The 19,351-nt window shown below is 71.6% G+C and carries 15 protein-coding genes and 2 riboswitches; of the genes, 4 read left to right on the top strand and 11 right to left on the bottom strand.

Annotation, left to right across the window (positions count from 1 at the left end; translation table 11 throughout):
• Positions 1-66: 66 nt before the first annotated feature.
• The 10 genes from FB561_RS24350 to FB561_RS24305 form a co-directional block, all read right to left on the bottom strand.
• Positions 67-684 carry an LURP-one-related family protein gene (locus FB561_RS24350; RefSeq protein WP_145810612.1) on the bottom strand — a complete coding sequence of 206 codons (618 nt, stop codon included), beginning with the start codon at positions 682-684 and terminating at the stop codon, positions 67-69.
• Positions 681-2,120 (bottom strand): 5,6-dimethylbenzimidazole synthase, encoded by a 1,440-nt coding sequence (bluB, locus tag FB561_RS24345; RefSeq protein ID WP_145810610.1) that lies wholly within the window; start codon positions 2,118-2,120, stop codon positions 681-683. The genes FB561_RS24350 and bluB overlap by 4 nt, the downstream gene beginning before the upstream one ends.
• Complete coding sequence (locus FB561_RS24340) at positions 2,117-3,472, bottom strand: cobyrinic acid a,c-diamide synthase CobB (RefSeq protein ID WP_145810607.1); 1,356 nt, start codon at positions 3,470-3,472, stop codon at positions 2,117-2,119. The genes bluB and FB561_RS24340 overlap by 4 nt, the downstream gene beginning before the upstream one ends.
• Positions 3,469-4,083, bottom strand: a complete 615-nt coding sequence (cobO, locus tag FB561_RS24335; RefSeq protein WP_145810605.1) for a cob(I)yrinic acid a,c-diamide adenosyltransferase — start codon at positions 4,081-4,083, stop codon at positions 3,469-3,471. Before cobO ends, FB561_RS24340 begins: the two co-directional genes overlap by 4 nt.
• A complete protein-coding gene (locus FB561_RS24330; RefSeq protein ID WP_145810603.1) occupies positions 4,083-6,119 on the bottom strand; it encodes a putative cobaltochelatase in 2,037 nt (678 codons plus the stop codon). Before FB561_RS24330 ends, cobO begins: the two co-directional genes overlap by 1 nt.
• Positions 6,120-6,190: 71 nt before the next feature.
• Positions 6,191-6,317: riboswitch (cobalamin riboswitch) on the bottom strand.
• A 69-nt stretch (positions 6,318-6,386) separates the two neighbouring features.
• Positions 6,387-7,154 (bottom strand): 5'/3'-nucleotidase SurE, encoded by a 768-nt coding sequence (gene surE, locus FB561_RS24325; protein ID WP_145810602.1) that lies wholly within the window; start codon positions 7,152-7,154, stop codon positions 6,387-6,389.
• A gap of 58 nt (positions 7,155-7,212) precedes the next feature.
• A complete protein-coding gene (gene cobN / locus FB561_RS24320; protein WP_145810600.1) occupies positions 7,213-10,929 on the bottom strand; it encodes a cobaltochelatase subunit CobN in 3,717 nt (1,238 codons plus the stop codon).
• Positions 10,930-10,985: 56 nt separating this feature from the next.
• Positions 10,986-11,053: riboswitch (cobalamin riboswitch) on the bottom strand.
• A 27-nt stretch (positions 11,054-11,080) separates the two neighbouring features.
• Positions 11,081-12,064: a DUF3500 domain-containing protein gene (locus tag FB561_RS24315; RefSeq protein ID WP_145810598.1), complete on the bottom strand. Its 984-nt coding sequence runs from the start codon at positions 12,062-12,064 to the stop codon at positions 11,081-11,083.
• Positions 12,055-12,738: a histidine phosphatase family protein gene (locus tag FB561_RS24310; RefSeq protein ID WP_145810596.1), complete on the bottom strand. Its 684-nt coding sequence runs from the start codon at positions 12,736-12,738 to the stop codon at positions 12,055-12,057. The genes FB561_RS24315 and FB561_RS24310 overlap by 10 nt, the downstream gene beginning before the upstream one ends.
• Entirely contained in the window at positions 12,735-13,748 is a 1,014-nt protein-coding gene (locus FB561_RS24305) for a cobalamin biosynthesis protein (protein ID WP_145810594.1), read from the bottom strand. Before FB561_RS24305 ends, FB561_RS24310 begins: the two co-directional genes overlap by 4 nt.
• A gap of 141 nt (positions 13,749-13,889) precedes the next feature.
• Between FB561_RS24305 and FB561_RS24300 the strand changes: the two genes are divergently transcribed.
• Genes FB561_RS24300 through FB561_RS24285 form a run of 4 tightly spaced genes read left to right on the top strand, consistent with a single transcriptional unit; the run spans position 13,890 to position 17,967 of the window.
• Positions 13,890-14,702 carry a serine hydrolase gene (locus tag FB561_RS24300; RefSeq protein ID WP_145810592.1) on the top strand — a complete coding sequence of 271 codons (813 nt, stop codon included), beginning with the start codon at positions 13,890-13,892 and terminating at the stop codon, positions 14,700-14,702.
• Positions 14,699-15,766 (top strand): mandelate racemase/muconate lactonizing enzyme family protein, encoded by a 1,068-nt coding sequence (locus tag FB561_RS24295; protein ID WP_145810590.1) that lies wholly within the window; start codon positions 14,699-14,701, stop codon positions 15,764-15,766. Before FB561_RS24300 ends, FB561_RS24295 begins: the two co-directional genes overlap by 4 nt.
• Positions 15,763-16,629, top strand: a complete 867-nt coding sequence (locus tag FB561_RS24290; RefSeq protein WP_145810588.1) for a C40 family peptidase — start codon at positions 15,763-15,765, stop codon at positions 16,627-16,629. Before FB561_RS24295 ends, FB561_RS24290 begins: the two co-directional genes overlap by 4 nt.
• A gap of 39 nt (positions 16,630-16,668) precedes the next feature.
• The gene (locus FB561_RS24285) at positions 16,669-17,967 is read left to right on the top strand and encodes an ADP-ribosylglycohydrolase family protein (RefSeq protein WP_145810586.1); all 1,299 of its coding nucleotides are present in this window, start codon (positions 16,669-16,671) and stop codon (positions 17,965-17,967) included.
• A 57-nt stretch (positions 17,968-18,024) separates the two neighbouring features.
• Here FB561_RS24285 and FB561_RS24280 read toward each other — a convergent pair whose 3' ends face one another.
• Positions 18,025-19,167 carry a TerC family protein gene (locus FB561_RS24280; RefSeq protein WP_145810584.1) on the bottom strand — a complete coding sequence of 381 codons (1,143 nt, stop codon included), beginning with the start codon at positions 19,165-19,167 and terminating at the stop codon, positions 18,025-18,027.
• Positions 19,168-19,351: the final 184 nt, after the last annotated feature.

Here is a 19,351-nt window from a genome sequence, read left to right as displayed (position 1 = left end):
AACCCACCGCCACCCCACGTACACCCCTGGTACTACGTCGCCCGGCCGCCTGGTCCCACCGGGCGATCAGCGGCTCTGGAGGGCGTCGAGCGCCACCGTCATCGCGGCCGCGACCCGGAAGTCCAGGCGGTGGTCCTTGACGTGCGCGGAGTAGCGGTCGCGGACCGAGAGCCGGCGCTCGACCGAGAAGACCGGATCACCGGTGGTCCGGTCGGTGAAGTCGAAGTGGAAGATGAACGGGATCGGGATCTCGCCGATGAACGGCACCAGGTCCCAGATCCGCCGCAGCACCGCGATCCCGGCGCTGCGTTCGGTGCCGTCGGCGTGCAGTCCGGCCGGCGTGGTCAGCTGCCAGCTGGACCGCATCAAGCTCTTGCCGAACTCCTTCTTGAACCAGCCGATCGGCTGCCCCTCGGCATCGAGCACGTCGTACCCGGAGCCGAGGTCGATCTTCTTGCGCGCCTTGAACGAGAACACCACCTGCGACTTGGTGTCGTCGGTGTAGAAGGTGACCTGCTCCTTCAGCGCCATCCGCTTCTGCTGTGCGAAGGCGAGTCGCCGGCCTTCGGAACCGTCCGGCTGCAGGACCGCGATCTCGTACTTGTTCGCCATCATCGTGATCCGCTGCCGGATCGTGAAGGCGGGCACGTACTGCGGCTGGGAACCATTGGGTGGCACAGTCATGCCGACGAGTCTGACACCCCGCGCGGCTCACCCCCACGAACGACAGCTGCCCCGCACGCGATCCCGCCCCACCGAAGCCCCCGCGCGAACCCGTCTGCCAGCTCGGAGTCACCCGGGCACTCCACCCGCAGTTCCCCGGCTCCCTGCAGGATCAGATCGCGCGCAACCTCCACCCCGAACTCCACCGCCTCGTCCTCGGTCCTAGCAGGTCGCCACAGCACCCCGAAGTCCGCAGTGGGCCGCCCGCCACCCAGCTGGACGACCAGCGCCTCCGCTGCCACGAGGTGTTCGGCCGACTCTCCACCATCGAGTACCACGACGCGGACGACCTCCCGTCCGCTACCGAGCCGCACAGCTCCCTCCGCAGCAGCAGAGGCATCCCGTACGGCGACCGCACGGCTCGCCGTCTCCCCCGGCAGTCCGCGCTGTCCCCAGGTTTCGTGGTGAACCGCCCACGTCAACGGGCGCCACGCCGCCCAACCAGTACGGACCAGCTCGGGCGCAGCGGCGAACTCCTCCACGTGTCCCACACAGAGGTACCCGAGCAGCTCCACGTGCGCGGGGAGATCCAGGACCGCCCCGACCTCACCCGGCTCGAAGAACGACACCCAGCCGACCCCGAGTCCCTCAGCACGCGCCGCGAGCCACAAGTTCTGCACCGCGATCGCCGCTGAGAACCAGGTGGTCCGCGGATCGGCGTGCCGCCCCAGTACGTGCCGTCCACCGCGCCCTGGATCGCAGGTGACGGCGATGTTGAGCGGGGTGTCGAGGATGGCCTCGATCTTCAGCCCGTCGAACGCGGACCGACGATCGGCCGGCAAGGACGCCGCGAACGCGTCCCGCTGAGCCACGGCCAGGTCGTGCACCTTCCGCCGGGTCGCCTCGTCCCGGATGAGCAGGAAGTCCCACGGCTGACTCAGCCCGACACTGGGTGCACGGTGCGCGGACTCCAGGACCCGGGTGAGGACGTCGTCGTCGATCGGCCGGTCCAGGAAGCCACGGCGTACGTCACGGCGTTCCGCGATCACCCGGTGCACCACGTCCCGATCCCGCGGCGGGTAGCCGGGCGCGACCCGCGGTACGTCGTCCGGGAGTCGTCCGACCGCGACCGTTGCTCGGGCGGACCGGCGCTTCGGCACGACAAGCTCCGCACCGCTCAGGAGGACCGCGGCCTCGGCGACGCTCGCAGTACCGGTCAAGCGGTCCACCGACTCGCTCGGTGTGGGGACCTGCTGGGCAGCAAGGTCCGCCGCAGTCGCCGTGAACAGTTGCGCACCCAGCGACGCCACGAGGCGCTGCAGACCCGGCTCGGTCTCTCTGCCTTCGACCGTGATCACCTGGCTCACCGCGGACGCGCCCACGGCATCGTGGACGAGGTCGCGAAGCTCGCGGTACGACGTCCCGGCGCGCAGGCCGATCCCCAGGACCAGGCTCACTTCTCCAGCCCCGCGTGGATCCGCGCTGCCGCTACAAGACGAGCGGGGACGTCCGGTGTCGCCGTCCAATGCAGATGCAGGTACGACGCGTGCACGGTCGGCCGGGTGATTCCTTCGGTGCTGCCGCCCGGGAGGTACCAAGCGGGTGAGTCGCCGTCGTCCGCGACGACCTCGGTGCGGTGGAACTCGTGTCCACGGACGCGCCGTCCCTCGTCGAAGAACGCCGTCGTCCTCGCGGCGATGGCGGTCCGGTATCCCAGCGTCAGCTTGCTCGTCATCCGCGCCACGGCAGGCAGGACGCCGGTCATCGGGTGCCCGTCCAGCTCACGGCACAGGTAGAGCAGTCCGGCGCACTCGGCGATCACGGGCAGACCGCCCGCGACGGCACCGGCCACCTGGTCCCGCAGGGCGACGTTCGCGGAGAGCGCCTCGGCGTGCATCTCCGGGAAGCCGCCCCCGAGGTACAGCGCGGCGGTTGCCTCGGGCAACTGGTCGTGCAACGGGTCGAACGTGACCACCTCGGCACCGGCCGCGGTCAGCAGCTCGGCCGTCTCGGTGTACCGGAAGGAGAAGACCGGCCCGCCCGCCATCGCGATCACCGGCCTGCCCGCCTCGGCCGGGGCGACCTCATCGGCCGGGTCCCACACGTCCGTCTCCAAGGGCACGGCCGCGCTCGCCGCAGCGACGAATGCCTCGAGGTCGACACCCGCGCGAACCAGCTCGGCCGCCGCCTCGACCGCGGTGTCCGCCTGACTCCTCTGCTCGTCGGCGGGAACCAGGCCGAGGTGACGGCTCGGGACGGTCAGCCTGGTATCGCGGCGGAGAACGCCGAGCACCGGGACACCGGTCGGGGCGACCCCGGCCCGGACCTCGGCCTCGTGCCGGTCGGAGCCGACCTTGTTCAGGATCACCCCGACGATCCGTACCTCGGTGTCGAAGGCAACGAATCCCTGGACCACGGCACCCACACTGCGACCGGCCGCCGAGGCGTCGACCACCAGGACGACAGGGGCCCGGAGCAACTTCGCGACATGGGCCGTGGAGGAGAACCCGTCGGTCCCGAGGGCGCCGTCGTACAGGCCCATCACGCCCTCGACCACGGCGATGTCCGCCCCCGCCGCGCCGTGGGTGAACAACGGTGCGACGCGTTCCTCGCCGGACAGCATCGCGTCGAGGTTGCGGCCGGGGCGCCCGGTCGCGACGGCGTGGAAGCCGGGATCGATGTAGTCCGGGCCGACCTTGAACCCGGCCACGGTGTGCCCGGCCTTCCGCAGGGCCGCCATCAGCCCGACCGCGACCGTCGTCTTGCCGGCCCCCGAGGCGGGTGCGGCCACGACGATCCGCGGGATCACCACTCGATCCCCTTCTGGCCCTTCTGCCCCGCGTCCATCGGATGCTTCACCTTGGTCATCTCGGTGACCAGATCGGCCGCGGCGAGCAACCGTGGATCGGCGTTCCGGCCGGTGATCACCACGTACTGGTGGCCCGGCCGGTCCGTCAGCGTCGCGACCACCTCGTCGACGTCGACCCAGCCCCACTTCATCGGATAGGTGAACTCGTCCAGCACGTACAGGTCGTGCGCCTCGGCCGCGATCCGGCGCTGGATCTCCCGCCAGCCCTCCAGCGCGGCGGCGGCGTGGTCCTCCTCGGTGCCGCTCTTGCGCGACCAGCTCCAGCCCTCGCCCATCTTGTGCCACTCGACCGGACCACCCTGACCCGTTGCCTCGTGCAACTGCCCGAGCGCCTTGAACGCGCTCTCCTCGCCGACCCGCCACTTCGCGCTCTTGACGAACTGGAACACGCCGATGTTCCAGCCCTGGTTCCAGCCGCGCAACGCCATCCCGAAGGCGGCGGTCGACTTCCCCTTCATCTCCCCGGTGTGCACCATCAGCAACGGCCGGTTCCGCCGCTGCCGGGTGGTCAGACCGTCCTTCGGTACCTCGGTCGGCTGTCCTTGCGGCATCAGGCGGCCCGCCGTTCCGTCACCGCGCGGACCAGGTGACCCGCCGCGACCTCGCCCAGATCCAGGTACTCCGCGCCGAGGTCGCCGGCCAGTTCTGCCGCCAGCCCGAGCCGGACGCCACGCCGTGACTCACAGTCCACGACGATCGTGGCGATCCCCTGCGCCGCGATCCACCCGGCGGCCTGACGAGCCCGGGCGAAGGCGTTCTCACCTTGGGTCGCCCGGCCGTCGGTGACGAGGACGAGCATCGGCCGGCGGCGCGGATCGCGGATCGCGGCGATTCGCAGGACGTCGGCCGCTTGCAGCAGACCTTCGGCCAGTGGGGTCCGCCCGCCGGTCGGCAGGGATTCGAGCCGGCGAACCGCGGTCTCGACACTGCCGGTCGGCGGCAGCGCGACCGTGGCCGTGGTGCGGGCGAAGGTGACCAGGCCGACCGTGTCGCGGCGCTGGTACGCGTCCAGCAGGAGCGAGACGATCGCCGTCTTCACCTCGCCCATCCGCTTCTTCGTCCCCATCGAGCCGGACGCGTCGACGCAGAAGAGGACCAGGTTGCCCTCGCGGCCTTCGCGGACCGTCATCCGGACGTCGGCCGGCCGCACGGCGAGACCCGGACCGGTCCGGCCGCGGGTGCGCTGGTGCGGCGCCGCGTTGCGCAGGGTCGCCAGCAGATGCGGGCGGCCGGACTCACGCCCGACCCGGACGCGGTCGCCGACGACGCGGCCCACCTCGGTGATCGCGCGCGACCGGCGGCCGGCGACCCCGGTCCCGGCCGACTGGATGCTGAGCAGGCGCGCCTTGTACGGCTCGGAACTGGCCGCGACCTGCCCGGCCGGCGCCGCGCCAGCTTGCTCGGCGTTGTTCGCGTCGTCGGCGCCGGAGGACGCGGAGTCGCGGTCCGACCCATCACGATCCGGCCCGCCATCATCCGGACCACCCTCAGGCCCGCCACCCCCGGGACCGCCGTCGGGACCACCGTCGGGATCGTCGTCCGGGTCTTGCGGCATGCTGTCGTTGATCGCCTGCTCGAGCTGCTCCTCGTCCAGCCCGGGCGCGTCGAACGGGTTGCGCCGCCGCCGGTGCGGCAGGGCGAGCTTCGCCGCGGCCCGGACGTCCTCCACCTCCACCACGGTCCGCCCCGACCAGGCCGCGTGTGCGACCGCGGTCCGCGCGGTGACCAGGTCCGCCCGCATCCCGTCCACGTCGAAGGCGGCGCAGATCTCGGCGATCTGCCGCAGCGCCGGGTCGGTCAGGATCACGTCCGCCAGCAGGCTCCGCGCCTTGACGATGCGCTCGGCGAGTTCGCGCTGCGCGGCGTCGTACCGGCCGACGAAGCTCGCCGCGTCGGCCTCGTACGCCAGCCGTGCCCGCATCACCTCGACCCGGACCGCGGGATCCCGGCTCGCGACCACGTCCACGGTCAGGCCGAACCGGTCGAGCAGCTGTGGCCGGAGCTCGCCCTCCTCCGGGTTCATCGTCCCGACCAGGACGAACCGCGCCGGGTGCGTCACCGACACCCCGTCCCGCTCGACGGTCGCCCGGCCCATCGCGGCCGCGTCCAGCAGGACGTCGACCAGGTGGTCGTGCAGCAGGTTGACCTCGTCCACGTACAGCAGCCCGCGATGCGCGGCGGCGAGCAACCCCGGCTCGTACGCCGTGATGCCCTCGGCCAGCGCGCGTTCCAGGTGCAGCGAGCCGAGTACCCGGTCCTCGGTCGCGCCCACCGGCAGTTCCACCAGCCGCGCGGGTCGCACCGCAGCGGCAGCGGCGTCATGGGGACCGTCGGGGCAGTCGGGATCGGGGTCGCCCGGGTCGCAGGAGAACCGGCAGCCGGTGACCACGTCGACCGGGGGCAGGATCTCGGTCAGGGCGCGGACGGCCGTCGACTTGGCCGTCCCCTTCTCGCCGCGGATCAGCACGCCGCCGATGGCCGGTGAGATCGCGGCCAGCACCAGCGCGAGCTGCAGGTCGTCCATCCCGACGACGGCGGTGAACGGGAAGCCCAGCGAAGGACGGGCAGTGGTCGGAGCAGACCGCATCAGCGGCGATTCCCTTCGTCCAGCGGGTGTCCACGCCCGCAACGGCACTCGGCACACCCGGGCACGCCAACGCTCCCGGGCGGACGGCGGCAGATGTCCTGGCTTCCGGGAATCACCCGGTCACAGTGGCGGGACCGCCCCGGACTCCCGGCCTCAGCCGGTCACCGGTGTTCCTCCACTGCCGTCCGCCAGATCATGGCACACGGCGACGCCCCGGGCAGCACTCCGGTCGGGTGGCGACGATCACCACCTACCGGCCGCGGAGCCTCAGGACTGGAGCGCTTCGGTCCACCGGTCGGTGGGAACCGCGACGTCGGTCTCGCGCACCCCGACGATGGGCGTGACGGTGACGTAGCCCTTGGCCAGCAGGGCCTCGTCGGTGGCCGGGTCGGGCGCGGCCTCCGGGTCCTCCAGCACGATCATCGGCTCGCCGGTCTCGGCGACGGTCCCGGCGATGCGGGACCGTTCGATCGGCGTCAGGTGGGCGCGCCGGATCCCCTCCAGCTCGGCCACCGGGCGATCCGGGACGTTCAGCGTGAGGACCGTGCCGGCCGGTTCGCCGACGAGCCAGTCGAGCGCCTCGGCCGCGACCGCGCCGGCGGTCTCCAGGTACTGCGGGGTCTCGGAGTCGATACTCACTGCGAGCGCCGACATCCCCTGGGTCGCGGCGGTGAGCGCGGCCGCGACGGTCCCGGAGTGCAGGATCGGTACGCCGATGTTGTGGCCGTGGTTGATCCCGGAGACGACCACGTCCGGCGCGGCCCCGAACGCGCCGACGGCGGCCAGCGTCACCGCGAGCGCGGGCGTGCCGGCGATCCCCGTGAAGGTGATGCCACCGGCCTCCTCGGACGCCGACTCGATCGGCCGCCCGACCATCCCGGCCCGGGCGGACCCGACGCCGCTCTGGTCGTCCAGCGGCGCGACCACGACCACGTCGTGACCCTGGGCGGCGACGGCTGCCGCGAGGGCGCGGATCCCGCGCGCCTGGTACCCGTCGTCGTTGGTGATCAGGACCCGGAGTCGCTCGGCAGCCATGACTCCACCCAATCACACCGCGTCGGGCCCGGCCTGAACACCGGACGTCGAGCAGGAGTCAGCGGTCCTCGATGTCACCCTCGGTCTCGAGCACGGCGGCCCGCAGGGTCTCCAGGGCTTCGGCGGACGGCTCGGACCACAGTCCGCGCTGGGCCGCTTCGAGCAGCCGCTCCGCGATCCCGTGCCGGGCCCACGGGTTGGACTTGCGGAAGAACTCCGCCACCTCATGGTTCGCGACGTACTCGGTGGTGAGCGTCTCGTACATCCAGTCGTCCACCACCCCCGCGGTCGCGTCGTACCCGAAGAGGTAGTCGACCGTGGCCGCCATCTCGAAGGCGCCCTTGTACCCGTGCCGCTGCATCGCCGCCATCCAGCGCGGATTCACCACCCGGGCCCGGAAGACCCGCTTGGTCTCCTCCTCCAGCGACCGGGTCTTCACCTGCGCGGGCACCGCCGAGTCGCCGATGTACGCCTTCGGGTTGGCGCCGGTCAGGTGCCGCACCATCGCCACCATGCCGCCGTGGTACTGGAAGTAGTCGTCCGAGTCCATGATGTCGTGCTCGCGGGTGTCGGCGTTCTTCGCGGCCACCTGGATCCGGGCGTACGCGCGCTCCATCGACCCACGCGCCTCGGCCCCGTCCAGGCCCTGGCCGTACGCGTACCCGCCCCAGACCGCGTACACCTCGGCCAGCTCGGCGTCGGTCCGCCAGTTCCGCGCGTCGACCAACGGCAGCAGGCCGGCGCCGTACGAGCCGGGCTTGGACCCGAAGACCCGGGCCGTCGACGCCCGCAGATCGTTGCCAGACGCAACGTCATCGAGGACGTGGGCACGCAGGTAGTTGTCCTCGGCCGGCTCGTCCAGGCCGGCGACGGTCCGGACCGCCTCGTCCAGCAGCGCCACCACGTGGGGGAACGCGTCCCGGAAGAACCCGGAGATCCGGATCGTGACGTCGATCCGCGGCCGGCCCAGCTCGGCGACCGGGACCGGCTCGAACCCGGTCACCCGGCGGGACGCCTCGTCCCAGACCGGCCGGCAACCGAGCAGCCAGAGCACCTCGGCCAGGTCGTCGCCCTGGGTCCGCATCGCCGACGTCCCCCAGACCGTCAGGCCGACCGAGCGCGGCCACTCCCCCGTCTCGGCGCGGTGCCGGGTCAGCAGCGAGTCGGCCAGCGCGACCCCGACGTCCCAGGCGTTGCGGCTCGGGATCGCCTTCGGGTCGACGGCGTAGAAGTTCCGGCCGGTCGGCAGCACGTTCACCAGGCCGCGGGTCGGCGAGCCCGACGGACCCGCCTCGACGAACCGGCCGTCCAGGGCGCGCAGCACGTTCGTCAGCTCGTCGCCGGTCCGGCCCAGCCGCGGCACCACCTCGGTCGCGGCGAAGGTCAGCGAGGCGGCCACGGCGGCGGAGTCGCGGCCGAGCACCTCGGCGATCACCACCGGCACCTTGGCCGCGTCCCAGCTCAGCGTCTCCATCCCGAGGACCAGCTTGCGGGAGACCGCCTCGAGCAGGTCCACCCCGTCCGCACCGCTGACCGCGGGCAGGTCCGCCAGTGTCGCGAGGTCGGCCAGCTCCGGGACCGGCTTGCCCGGATCCGCGAGCATCGCCGCATCGTCCACACCGAAGGTCTCACCGAGCGCCTTGCGCAACCCCGGCACCGCGCCCGCCGTACCGCCCCACATCTGGGCAGCGCGCAGGACCGCGAGCACGAGGTTCACCCGTGCCTCGCCGGCCGGACCGCCACCGAGGACGTGCAGGCCGTCGCGGATCTGCACGTCCTTGATCTCGCAGAGGTACCCGTCGAGGTGCAGGACGAACTCGTCGAACTCCTCGTCGTCCGGCTTCTCCGTGGTGTGCAGGTCGTGGTGCAACTGGGCCGCCTGGATCAACGTCCAGATCTGCGCCCGCAAGGTCGGTACCTTCTCCGGGTCGAGCGCCTGCACGGTCGCGTACTCGTCCAGCAGGTACTCCAGCTTGGCCATGTCGCCGTACGTCTCGGCGCGCGCCATCGGCGGGACCAGGTGGTCGACGATCACGGCGTGCCCGCGACGCTTGGCCTGCGTCCCCTCGCCCGGGTCGTTGACGATGAACGGGTACACCAGCGGCAGGTTCCCCAGGACGGCGTCCGGGGCGCAGTCGGCCGCCAGCCCGATCCCCTTGCCCGGCAGCCATTCCAGCGTGCCGTGCTTACCAAGGTGGACGACCGCGTGCGCGCCGAAGCCGCCGTCCTCGGGCGCGGCCTCCAGCCAGCGGTACGCGGCCAGGTAGTGGTGCGACGGGGCCATGTCCGGATCGTGGTAGATCGCCACCGGGTTCTCGCCGAACCCGCGCGGCGGCTGGATCATCAGCACCACGTTGCCGAACGTCAACGCGGCCAGCGCGATCGCCGGCTCCGGCCCGGACGTGTCCACGTACAGCGACCCCGGTGCCTCGCCCCACGCCTCCGTCATCGCGTCCCGCAACGTCACCGGGACCTGGCCGAACCACCGCTGGTACGTCGAGAGCGGGACCTTCGCCGCCGCACTCTCCAGTTGCTCGTCGGTCAGCCAGTCGACGTCGTGTCCACCGGCCGCGATCAGCCGGTGGATCAGCCCGTCGGCCCCCTCGGCACCCTGCAACTCGGTGAGGTCGAGCCCACCCAGGTCGTACCCGGCCGCCTGCAACCGGCCGAGCAGGACGACCGCGGACGCCGGGGTGTCCAGGCCGACCGCGTTCCCGATCCGGGCATGCTTGGTCGGGTACGACGACAGCACCAACGCGACCTTCTTCTCCGCGACCGGGACGTGCCGAAGTCGCGCGTGCGCCACCGCGATCCCGGCGAGCCGGGCGCACCGCTCCGGATCCGGCCGGTAGCTCGCGATCCCTTCGGCGTCGTAGGTCTTGAAGGAGAACGGGATCGTGATCAGCCGGCCGTCGAACTCCGGGATCGCCACCTGGGTCGCCGCGTCGAGCGGGCTGATCGCGGCGTCGCTCTCCAGCCACTGCTCGCGGGTCGAGGTCAGCGCGAGGCCCTGGATCAAAGGGATGTCGAGCGACGCCAGCGCGCCCGCGTCCCAGGCGTCGTCCGTACCACCCGCGCTCGCGTCGGCCGCCACGGTCCCACCGGCCGCGAGCAAGGTGGTGACCAGCACGTCACAGCTGCGGAGCAGGTCGAACAGGGCCGCGTTGTCGTCGCTCGACGGATCCAGGCCGCGCAGCGTCCCGCAGTACACCGGCAGCGGCTGAGCACCGGCGGCGTCCACGGCCTCGGCGAGCGTGTCGATGAAGGCGGTGTTGCCGGAGATCTCGTGGGCGCGGTAGTACACGATCCCGACCACGGGGCGTCCGTCCGGGGTGAACGGCCGGTCGTCACGTACCCCGTACGCCGGGAGCGCGTACGGCGGCTCGAACTCGTCCCCGGTGAGCAGCAGCGTGTCCCGGAGGAAGCCGGCCAGGTTCTCGAGGTTGGTGGACCCGCCTTCGCGCAGGTACGCGAGCGCCTCGGCGACTGCGCCGGCCGGGACCGTGGACAGCGACATCAGCTCGGCGTCGGGCGCGGCCTCACCGCTCAGGACGACGGTCGGGCGGCCGGAAGCGAGGACGGCGTCGAGCCCTTCCTCCCACGCGCGGCGGCCGCCGAGCAGCCGGACCACGACCACCTCGACCCCGTCGAGCAGGCCGGGCAGATCGGCGAGGTCGACCCGGGCCGGGTTCGCGACCTTCCAGCCGGCCTGCGCCTGTGACGCGGCGAGCAGATCGGTGTCGGCGGTGGAGAGCAGCAACAGGTTCGCGGGCATGCGCGGCCGGTCCTTCCTCGGGGTGTCCACGCCCCGGGTGGGCAGTACGACGGCTGCAGTTCCTGACTTCCGCGCGAACGCGGTCACAGTGGCGGGACCGCCCCGGACTCACACCGGGTTCCTGCAGGGTGCCGTCGATGACGGTGTGACTCTAGCCGACCTGATGGCGGCCCATCGCGTAGTGGGCGGCGAGCAGGTCGGTCCCCCAGTCGTTGCGGAGATCACGCCAGACGGTGTGGATGTGGTTCGCGTCGGTCTGGGTGTTGTCGTACTCGGCCAGGAAGGTGGGACCGGTGATCGAGTAGTAGTGGCCCTGGCCCGGTTCGGTCGCGCCGGCCCAGGCGAAGTGCAGGCGGTCGAGGCCGTGCTCGGTGATGTCCTGCCAGGTCTGCAGGCCGATCGGGCCGGTGGCACGGCCGATGTACTGACCGAGCAGCAGGCTGAAGATCTGCCGCTGCTCGGCGTCCAGCTCACCGTGGGCGAGACCCTGGTACAGCCGGGAGGCGTCGGCGACCGGGTCGTGCCGGGTGAGGATGTCGTCGGGTGCCGTCGGGGAGACGATCGCGATCTCCCGCTGCCCTGGTTCGAGCGCGTGCAGCAACTGGAACCCGAGGTCCTGTTCGGCGGCGAGGAACCGGCGGCCGGCGTACGGGCCGGTGCGGACCTCGGCCGGGTTCGAACCGAAGAACTGCGGGGTGAAGGCGATCGCGCCGTCGACCACGGTGACGTGCAGCGCGAGGTGATGCCCGTTGAGCCGCCAGGCCCACGGTCCGTCGCCGGCCGGGTCGCCGAGGACGCGGACGAAGTACCGCTCCCCCACCGTCGTGCCCTGCCAACCCCCGGTCTCCGCGGCCGGGACCGAATCGGGCAGCTCGCGCAGGATCACCTCGGCGGCGAGGATCGCGCGGGCGTCGGTCCGGCCGCGTTCGCTGCACGCCAGCTCGAGGAGGCGATGAACGTGGCTCTCCTGCTCGGCGGACAACGTGGCCAGCGGCAGCCCGGGACGGTCGCCCGGCAAGTACGTCCACTCCTGGTGATCCGGGGTGTCGAACGGTGCCGTGATCCTCGCCAGCTGCTCTGGGCTCAGCGAAGCCAGCAGGTTCCGCGCGGCTTCCCGGGTCTGCTCTACAACCATGCCGATCGCTCCCGTTCCGTCGGTTCGTGGTCCGTCCACTGCTCGAACGGCCGGTCCAGCTTGTACCGGAAGTTCGGCTGCCGCAGCAGGACGCGCGTCTCCGCGTTGTCCGGGTTGCGCAGGGTCTCGAAGAACTTCACCGACCAGTGGAACCAGCGCATGCAGAACAACCGCATGGTCAGCCCGTGCGACACCAGCAGCACGTTGCGGGGTGAGTCCGGCTTCTCGAAGTCGCGGTGCATCGTCTCCAGGAAGCTGGACACCCGGTCGTACACGTCCGAGCCGGACTCGCCGTGGGTGAACCGGTAGAAGAAGTGCCCGTACGAGTCGCGCAACTGCTCCTGGCGCTCGATGTCGTCGGTGTCCTGGAAGTTCGCCCAGTCCTGCTCGCGCAGCCGCGGCTCCTCCCGCGGTACCCCGGCCAGGTCGTCCAGGCCGAGCGCGTCCAGCGTCTGCAAGGCCCGCAGGTACGGCGAGACGTAGACCCGGACCGGCTCGTTCTCGAACACCTCGCGCAGCTTCTTCCCGGCCTCGGCCGCCTGCTCGTACCCGTGCTCGGTGAGCGGTACGGCGTGGTCGGGCAGCCGCTCGTAGATCGACTTGTCCACGTTGGCCTCGGACTCGCCGTGCCGGATCAGCGCGATCCGGTGCGGCCGCTGATGCAGCTTGGTCATCGGCTCTCCCCGCTCGATCCACCCGGCAGCCTGGTCCTCGGCGCCCTCGTCCCCGGCCGTGCTGCTCGTCGGCGGGGACGCAGGGCCAGGATCGCCGCGGTCGCCGCCGCCGCGTACGAGACCCGCCGCGCCAGGACCGCGGTCCGGCGGACGTCGGTGACCGTCGGCGCGAGCCCGTCCCCGAGGGTGCCGCGGTCCTCGACCTCGTCGTCGTACGTGTTCGTCCCGCCGAGCCGGAGGTCGAGCGCCCCCGCGAAGGCGGCCTCGACCGGGCCGGCGTTCGGACTCGGGTGCTTCTTCGCGTCCCGCTGCCAGACCCGCCAGACCTGGGCGGGCCGGCCGGACGTCACCCCGGTGAGCGCGGCGCAGACGCGGGCCGGGACCAGGTTGACCAAGTCGTCGAACCGAGCCGCGGCCCAGCCGAAGTTGCGGTACCGGGCCGACTTGTAGCCGACCATCGCGTCCAGCGTGTTCGCCGCGCGGTACCCGAGCAGGCCGGGTACGCCGAGGAGCCCGCCCCACACCAGCGGTGCGACGGTCGCGTCGGACGTGTTCTCGGCCACCGATTCGACCGTGGCCCGGGCCAGCTCGTCCGCGTCCAGGTCGGTGGCGTCGCGGCTGCAGAGGTGGCTCAGCCTGGTCCGGGCAGCGGGTACGTCCTTGTCCTCGAGGAGGCGGCCCATCACGTCCGCCTCACGCTCCAGGCTGCGTCCACCGAGTACGGACCAGGTCGCGGCCGCGGTCACGAGGGTGTTCGCGATGGGCCGGTTCCTCGTCAGCCGCTCGGCGACCGCGCCCACCGCGACCGTCGAACCCACGAGCACGGCCACATACGCCGTACCAGCCGCGCGCGAGTCGGCGTAGAGGGGGCGTTCGAGCTTGGCGGCGGCCTGACCGAATCCGGCGACCGGGTGGAACCGGCGCGGATCACCCAGCACCCGGTCGGCGGCGAACCCCAGGATCAGGCCGGCCGCCCGGCTCCCCACGCTGCTCCGGAGTGCTCTGGACACGAGGGAGAGTCTGCCAGGGCGGACGGGCAGCACTCACCAAGTACCACCGACCGGGCTCCCCCGGTCGTCCTCCACCGGCGACTCGGTCGTGGTGACCGGGTTGGTGAGTGGTGGGGGTCCGGGTGTGATTGGCTGACCGGCATGGGAATCGCAGACCTGCTCGCGGGGGTGGAAGCGCGCGGCGCGTTCGGTGTATGGCTGGGGCGGCTCGACGGGCTGCCGGTGTTCCAGCACCGGGCGGAGACGACGCACTACTCGGCGAGCACGATGAAGCTGCCGGTCGCGATGGCGATGATGCGCCGGGTGGCCGCGGGTGAGCTGGCGCTGGACCAGCCGATCCAGGTGCACAACGACTTCGCCTCGGCGGCCGGCGGCCGGTTCGGGGTGAACCCGGCCGAGGACGAGGCGCCGGCGACCTGGACCAGGATGGGTGCGAAGGTGCCGCTCGGCTGGCTCGCCACCGAGATGATCACGCTGTCCAGCAACCTGGCCACCGACCTGGTCCTGGAGCAGGTCGGCGTGGACGCGGCGAACGCGGTGCTCGCGGAGTACGGCTCGGGCGCGAGCGTGATCCGGCGCGGGATCGACGACGCGGCGGCGCAGCGGGCCGGGATCAGCAACCTGATGAGCCCGGCCGACCTGGCCGCGGTCCTGGTTGCGGTAGGCAACGACAAGACGCCGGGCGGGGAGTACGTCCGCGACCTGCTGGCCGGGAACCAGTGGAACGGCGAGATCCCCGCGGGGGTGCCGGCCGGGACCAGGGTCGAGCACAAGAACGGCTGGGACACCACGATCCGGCACGACGGCGGCATCGTCTATCCGCCGGACGCCGAGCCGTTCGTGCTGACCGCGTGCACGACCTCGGAGCTGCCCGACGCGGAGGCGCAACGACTGATCGCCGCGATCGCGACCGAGGCCTGGCAGCACCGGCACGACCTGGAGACGGTCCGATGAAGCTCAGTACCCACCTCGTCTCGGCGCCGCTGCACACCCCCTTCGTCACTGCACTGCGGACCGCGACGCACGCCGAGTCGCTGCTGGTCTCGATCAGCGACGGCGACCACACCGGCTGGGGCGAGGCGCCGCAGGTTTGGAAGGTCACCGGTGAGTCCCTGGCCGGGGCACAGGCCTGTGTCGAAGGACCGATCGCGGCCGCACTCGACGGGCTCGGCCCGGACGACCTGACCGACGCGTTGCGCCGGGTGCAGGGCGCTGTCCAGGGCAACTACGGGGCCAAGGCCGCAGTCGACGTCGCCTTGCACGATCTGGCCGCGCGCCGGGTCGGGCGGCCGCTGCACGGGTTCCTCGGCTCCACCGTCGATGTCGTCCGGACCGACGTGACGCTGTCCGCGGGCGACGCCTCGGCGTTGGCGCGGGCCGGGATCGACCGGCTGAACGACGGGTTCGACGTGCTCAAGGTCAAGGTCGGGACCGGGGACGCGGCCGCCGACTTCGACCGGGTCCGGCGGATCCGCGAGGCGGTCGGCCCGGACGCCCGGATCCGGCTGGACGCGAACCAGGGCTGGACCCGGCGCGACGCGGTCACCGCGATCCGCGCGCTCGAGGACGCCGGCTGCGCGATCGAGCTGGTCGAGCAGCCGGTGGCCGCCGCCGATCTGGACGGGATGGCCTGGATCACCGACCGGGTGAGTACGCCGATCCTCGCCGACGAGAGCGTGTACGGCGTGCGCGACCTGGTCGCCGTGATCCGCCTCGGCGCGGCCGACCTGGTGAACGTCAAGCTGGCCAAGTGCGGCGGCCTGGCCACCGCGCGGACCTTGCTGGAGCTGGCCCGCGAGCACGGGCTCGGCGCGATCGTCGGCTCGATGATGGAGAGCCACGTCGGCGTCGGCGCGGCGGCCGCTCTGGTCGCGGCGTACCCGACCAGCGCCGTCAACGACCTGGACGCGGCCTGGTGGCTGAAGGAGTCGCCGGTGCTCGGCGGGATCCGGTACGAGGGCGCGCGGATCCACCTGCCGTCGGCGCCCGGCCTCGGCGTGACAGGCTTGGCCGCATGAAGCTAGCCGCCGCCAAGGTCCCGGTCAGCACCGTGTGGACCTCCTCCGACGCTCCCCGCGACCTGGACGCCGCGGCCGTGGCCGCCGTGCCCGACGTCGCGGCGTGGGCGAAGTCGATGACCACCGAGACCCGCCTCGGCCTGCACGGCCGCACCCTCACCCAGCTGCTCTTCGCCGAGCCGGTGCTGGTCCGTTCGGAGAAGGGCGGCTGGTCCGAGATCGTCGCCCCGTGGCAGCCGTCGTCCGAGGACGCCCTCGGGTACCCGGGCTGGGTACCGTCCGCGCACCTCGGCGAGCTGCCGTCCGCCGCGACCTCCCCGGTCGCCGTGAAGGTGCCGACCGCGGCGCTCACCGCCGAGCCGGGTTCGGGCGCGCTGACCGAGCTGTCGTTCGGCACCGTGCTGGCTTCGACCGACCACGCCGACGGGTTCACCCAGGTGGCGTTGCCCGACGGCGCGAGCGGCTGGCTGGCCGACGACGTGATCCGTTCGGTGGAGGAGCCGTCCACGCCCGAGGACCGGATCCGGCTGGGCTCGCTGTTCCTGGGACTCGAGTACCTGTGGGGCGGCACCTCGGCGTACGGGCTGGACTGCTCGGGCCTGACACACGCGGTGAGCCGGGTGCTCGGCCAGCGGATCCCGCGGGACGCGCACGACCAGGCCGACAGGCTGGAGCCGGTCCCGCTGGACGAGGTCCGGCCGGGAGACCTGTACTTCTTCGCGCGGCCGGGCCAGCAGATCCACCACGTCGGGTTCGTCTCGGCCGAGGGGATGCTGCACGCGTCCGAGACCGGCAAGGTGCTCGAGAACGAGGCGCTGCTCCCCGAGCGCCGCGAGACCCTGGTTGCTGCCGCGCGCCTCTGATCTTCGGAAGACCACCGCCCCTGACGCCGAGGAGGAGTAGTGCACGACGTACTGGACCCGCGGGACCTCGTTCCGGACGAAGCCGAGCAGCTGGTGAGCGCCGGCTATCCCGCCGAGGAGCTGCTGGACCGGGCCCGGCAGGCGGCCGCCGACGCCGACCTCCCGGCGCTCGCCGCGATCGAGAACGAGCTGGCCGCTCTCCAGCGCCGCCCCGACTGGCCGTACGAGGAACCCGTCACGCCGACCGACCTGACCCCGTCGGTCGCCACCACCGAGTTCGACGAGGACGCCCTGCCGGACCGGGTGACCGGTGCCTGGCTCGGCCGGTGCGTAGGTAACACGATGGGCAAGCCGGTCGAGGGACTCGGCCGCGCCGAGGTCCGGAAGTACCTCGAGGCCGCCGGCGACTGGCCCTTGAGCGGCTTCGTGCCGTACCTGGAGGAGGTGCCGGCCGGTCTGACCCCGCACCCGTCCGCGGGTGAGGCCTCGGACGGACAGTTCGACGCGATCCCGCGCGACGACGACCTCGACTGGACGATGCTCGGGCTGCACGTGCTGGAGAAGTACGGGCGGGACGTCGGTACCCGCGACATCGCCCGCGAATGGCTCGACCGGATGCCGTTCACCCAGACGTACACCGCCGAACGTGTTGCCTATCGCAACCTCGTCACCGGGCTGCAGCCGCCGTTGACGGCCACCATCCGCAACCCATACCGGGAGTGGATCGGCGCCCTGATCCGAGTGGACATCTACGGCTACGTGAGTCCTGGCGATCCCGCCGAAGCCGCCCGGCTCGCGCTCACCGACGCGTTGCTCTCGCACACGGCCAACGGTGTCTACGGCGCGCAGTGGGCGGCCGCTCTCGTCGCCCAGGCGCTCGTGGTGGACGACGTCGCCGACGCGCTGCGGGTCGCGCTGGAGGTCGTGCCACCGAAGTCGCGGCTGGCGGAGAGTCAGCGGGCGCTGCTCGACCTGCACGCGAGCGGCGCCGGGTACGAGCAGGCGCTGGACTGGGTGGACGAGGCGCTCGACTACAACTGGGTCCACACGCTCAACAACGCGGGCATCATCACGACCGCGCTGCTGTGGGGTGAGGGCGACTACGTGAAGACGCTCGGCATCGCGGTCGGCGCCGGCCGCGACACGGACTCCACGGCGGCCACGGTGGGCAGCGTGTTCGGCGCGGTGCACGGGGCCTCGGCGATCCCGGCTGCGCTGGTCGCGCAAGGGCGGGGCATTGTGCGGAGCGCGGTCCGTGGGTTCGACCGCATCACCGTCGACGACCTCGCCGCCCGGACCAACGCCGTCCGCCGCTCCCTCCGGCCGAGCACTTCGTGACAACGGCGAAGCGCCCGGATCCGTGAGTCAGGATCCGGGCGCTTCGCCGTTGTCTGGTCAGGACTTCTTCGAGTCCGACTGCTGTGGCTCGGACAGGGTGTTGATCTCGGCCTTGGTGGCGTCGTCGACCTCGTGCACGGTCGCCTCGTCCAGCTCGCCGCCGCCGGCCTCGTGCGCCTGAGCGTCGGAGTCGGACCGGAGGTCGTCCTGCGGCCGGTTCGCCTCGGCGGCCGCCATGTTGCGGGACTTGTACAGGCTCGCGACCGTCGTGATGCCCAGCGTCACGATGATGAACCCGAGCGAGACCCAGATCGGGATCTCCGGGGCCCACTCGATGTGCTCGCCACCGTTGATGAACGGCAGCTCGTTCTCGTGCATCGCGTGGAAGACCAGCTTCACACCGATGAATGCGAGCACGACGGAGAGACCGATCGACAGGTAGATGAGCCGCTTCAGCAGGTCACCGAGCAGGAAGTACAGCTGGCGCAGACCCATCAGGGCGAACACGTTCGCGGTGAAGACCAGGAACGGCTCCTGGGTCAGGCCGTAGATCGCGGGGATCGAGTCCAGCGCGAACAGCAGGTCCGTCGTGCCCAGGGCGATGATGACGATCGCCATCGGGGTGACCAGGCGCTTGCCGTTCTTGATCACGGTCAGCTTGACGCCGTTGTACTCGTCGGTCGCGTTCAGCCGCTTCTTGGCGAACCGGATGACCGCGTTCTCCTTGTAGTCCTCGTCGTCGTTCTCGCCCTGCATCGCGAGGTGGACGGCGGTGTAGACCAGGAATGCGCCGAACAGGTAGAAGACCCAGGAGAACTCGTTGATCGCGGCCGCGCCGACGGCGATGAAGATGCCGCGGAAGAACAGGGCCAGGATGATGCCGATCAGCAGCGCGGTCTGCTGGTACTTCCTCGGCACCTGGAACCTGGCCATGATGATCAGGAAGATGAACAGGTTGTCCACCGAGAGCGAGTACTCGGTCAACCACCCGGCGAAGAACTCACCTGCGTACCGGCCGCCGGAGAAGACCCAGACACCCAGCCCGAAGACCACCGCGAGTCCGACGTAGAACGCGATCGCGGTCGCGGACTCCTTGGTGGACGGCTCGTGCGGACGACGGCCGATGATGAACACGTCGAAGGCCAGCAGGGCCAGCAGAACACCGACCGTGATGTACCAGACGTAGTCGTGAACGTGCACAGGCAACCTCCGGAGCGCAGACGAAAAGAACTCCGAAGGTCTCTTCCGCCTGGCTCGAACTGCTCGGGCCTGGCCGGCGGTACCGGGCGACGAGACGAACTCGCTGACCGTGATGACGATACCGCCGCGAAGGAATACTCCCCTTCAAACGACACCATTCTTGCGGGTCGGAGACCGAGTCACC

Origin of the sequence: Kribbella amoyensis, from assembly GCF_007828865.1 — a bacterium.
In the GTDB taxonomy this organism is placed as follows: Bacteria; Actinomycetota; Actinomycetes; order Propionibacteriales; family Kribbellaceae; genus Kribbella; species Kribbella amoyensis.
This window is presented reverse-complemented; position numbering and strand designations above follow the sequence as displayed.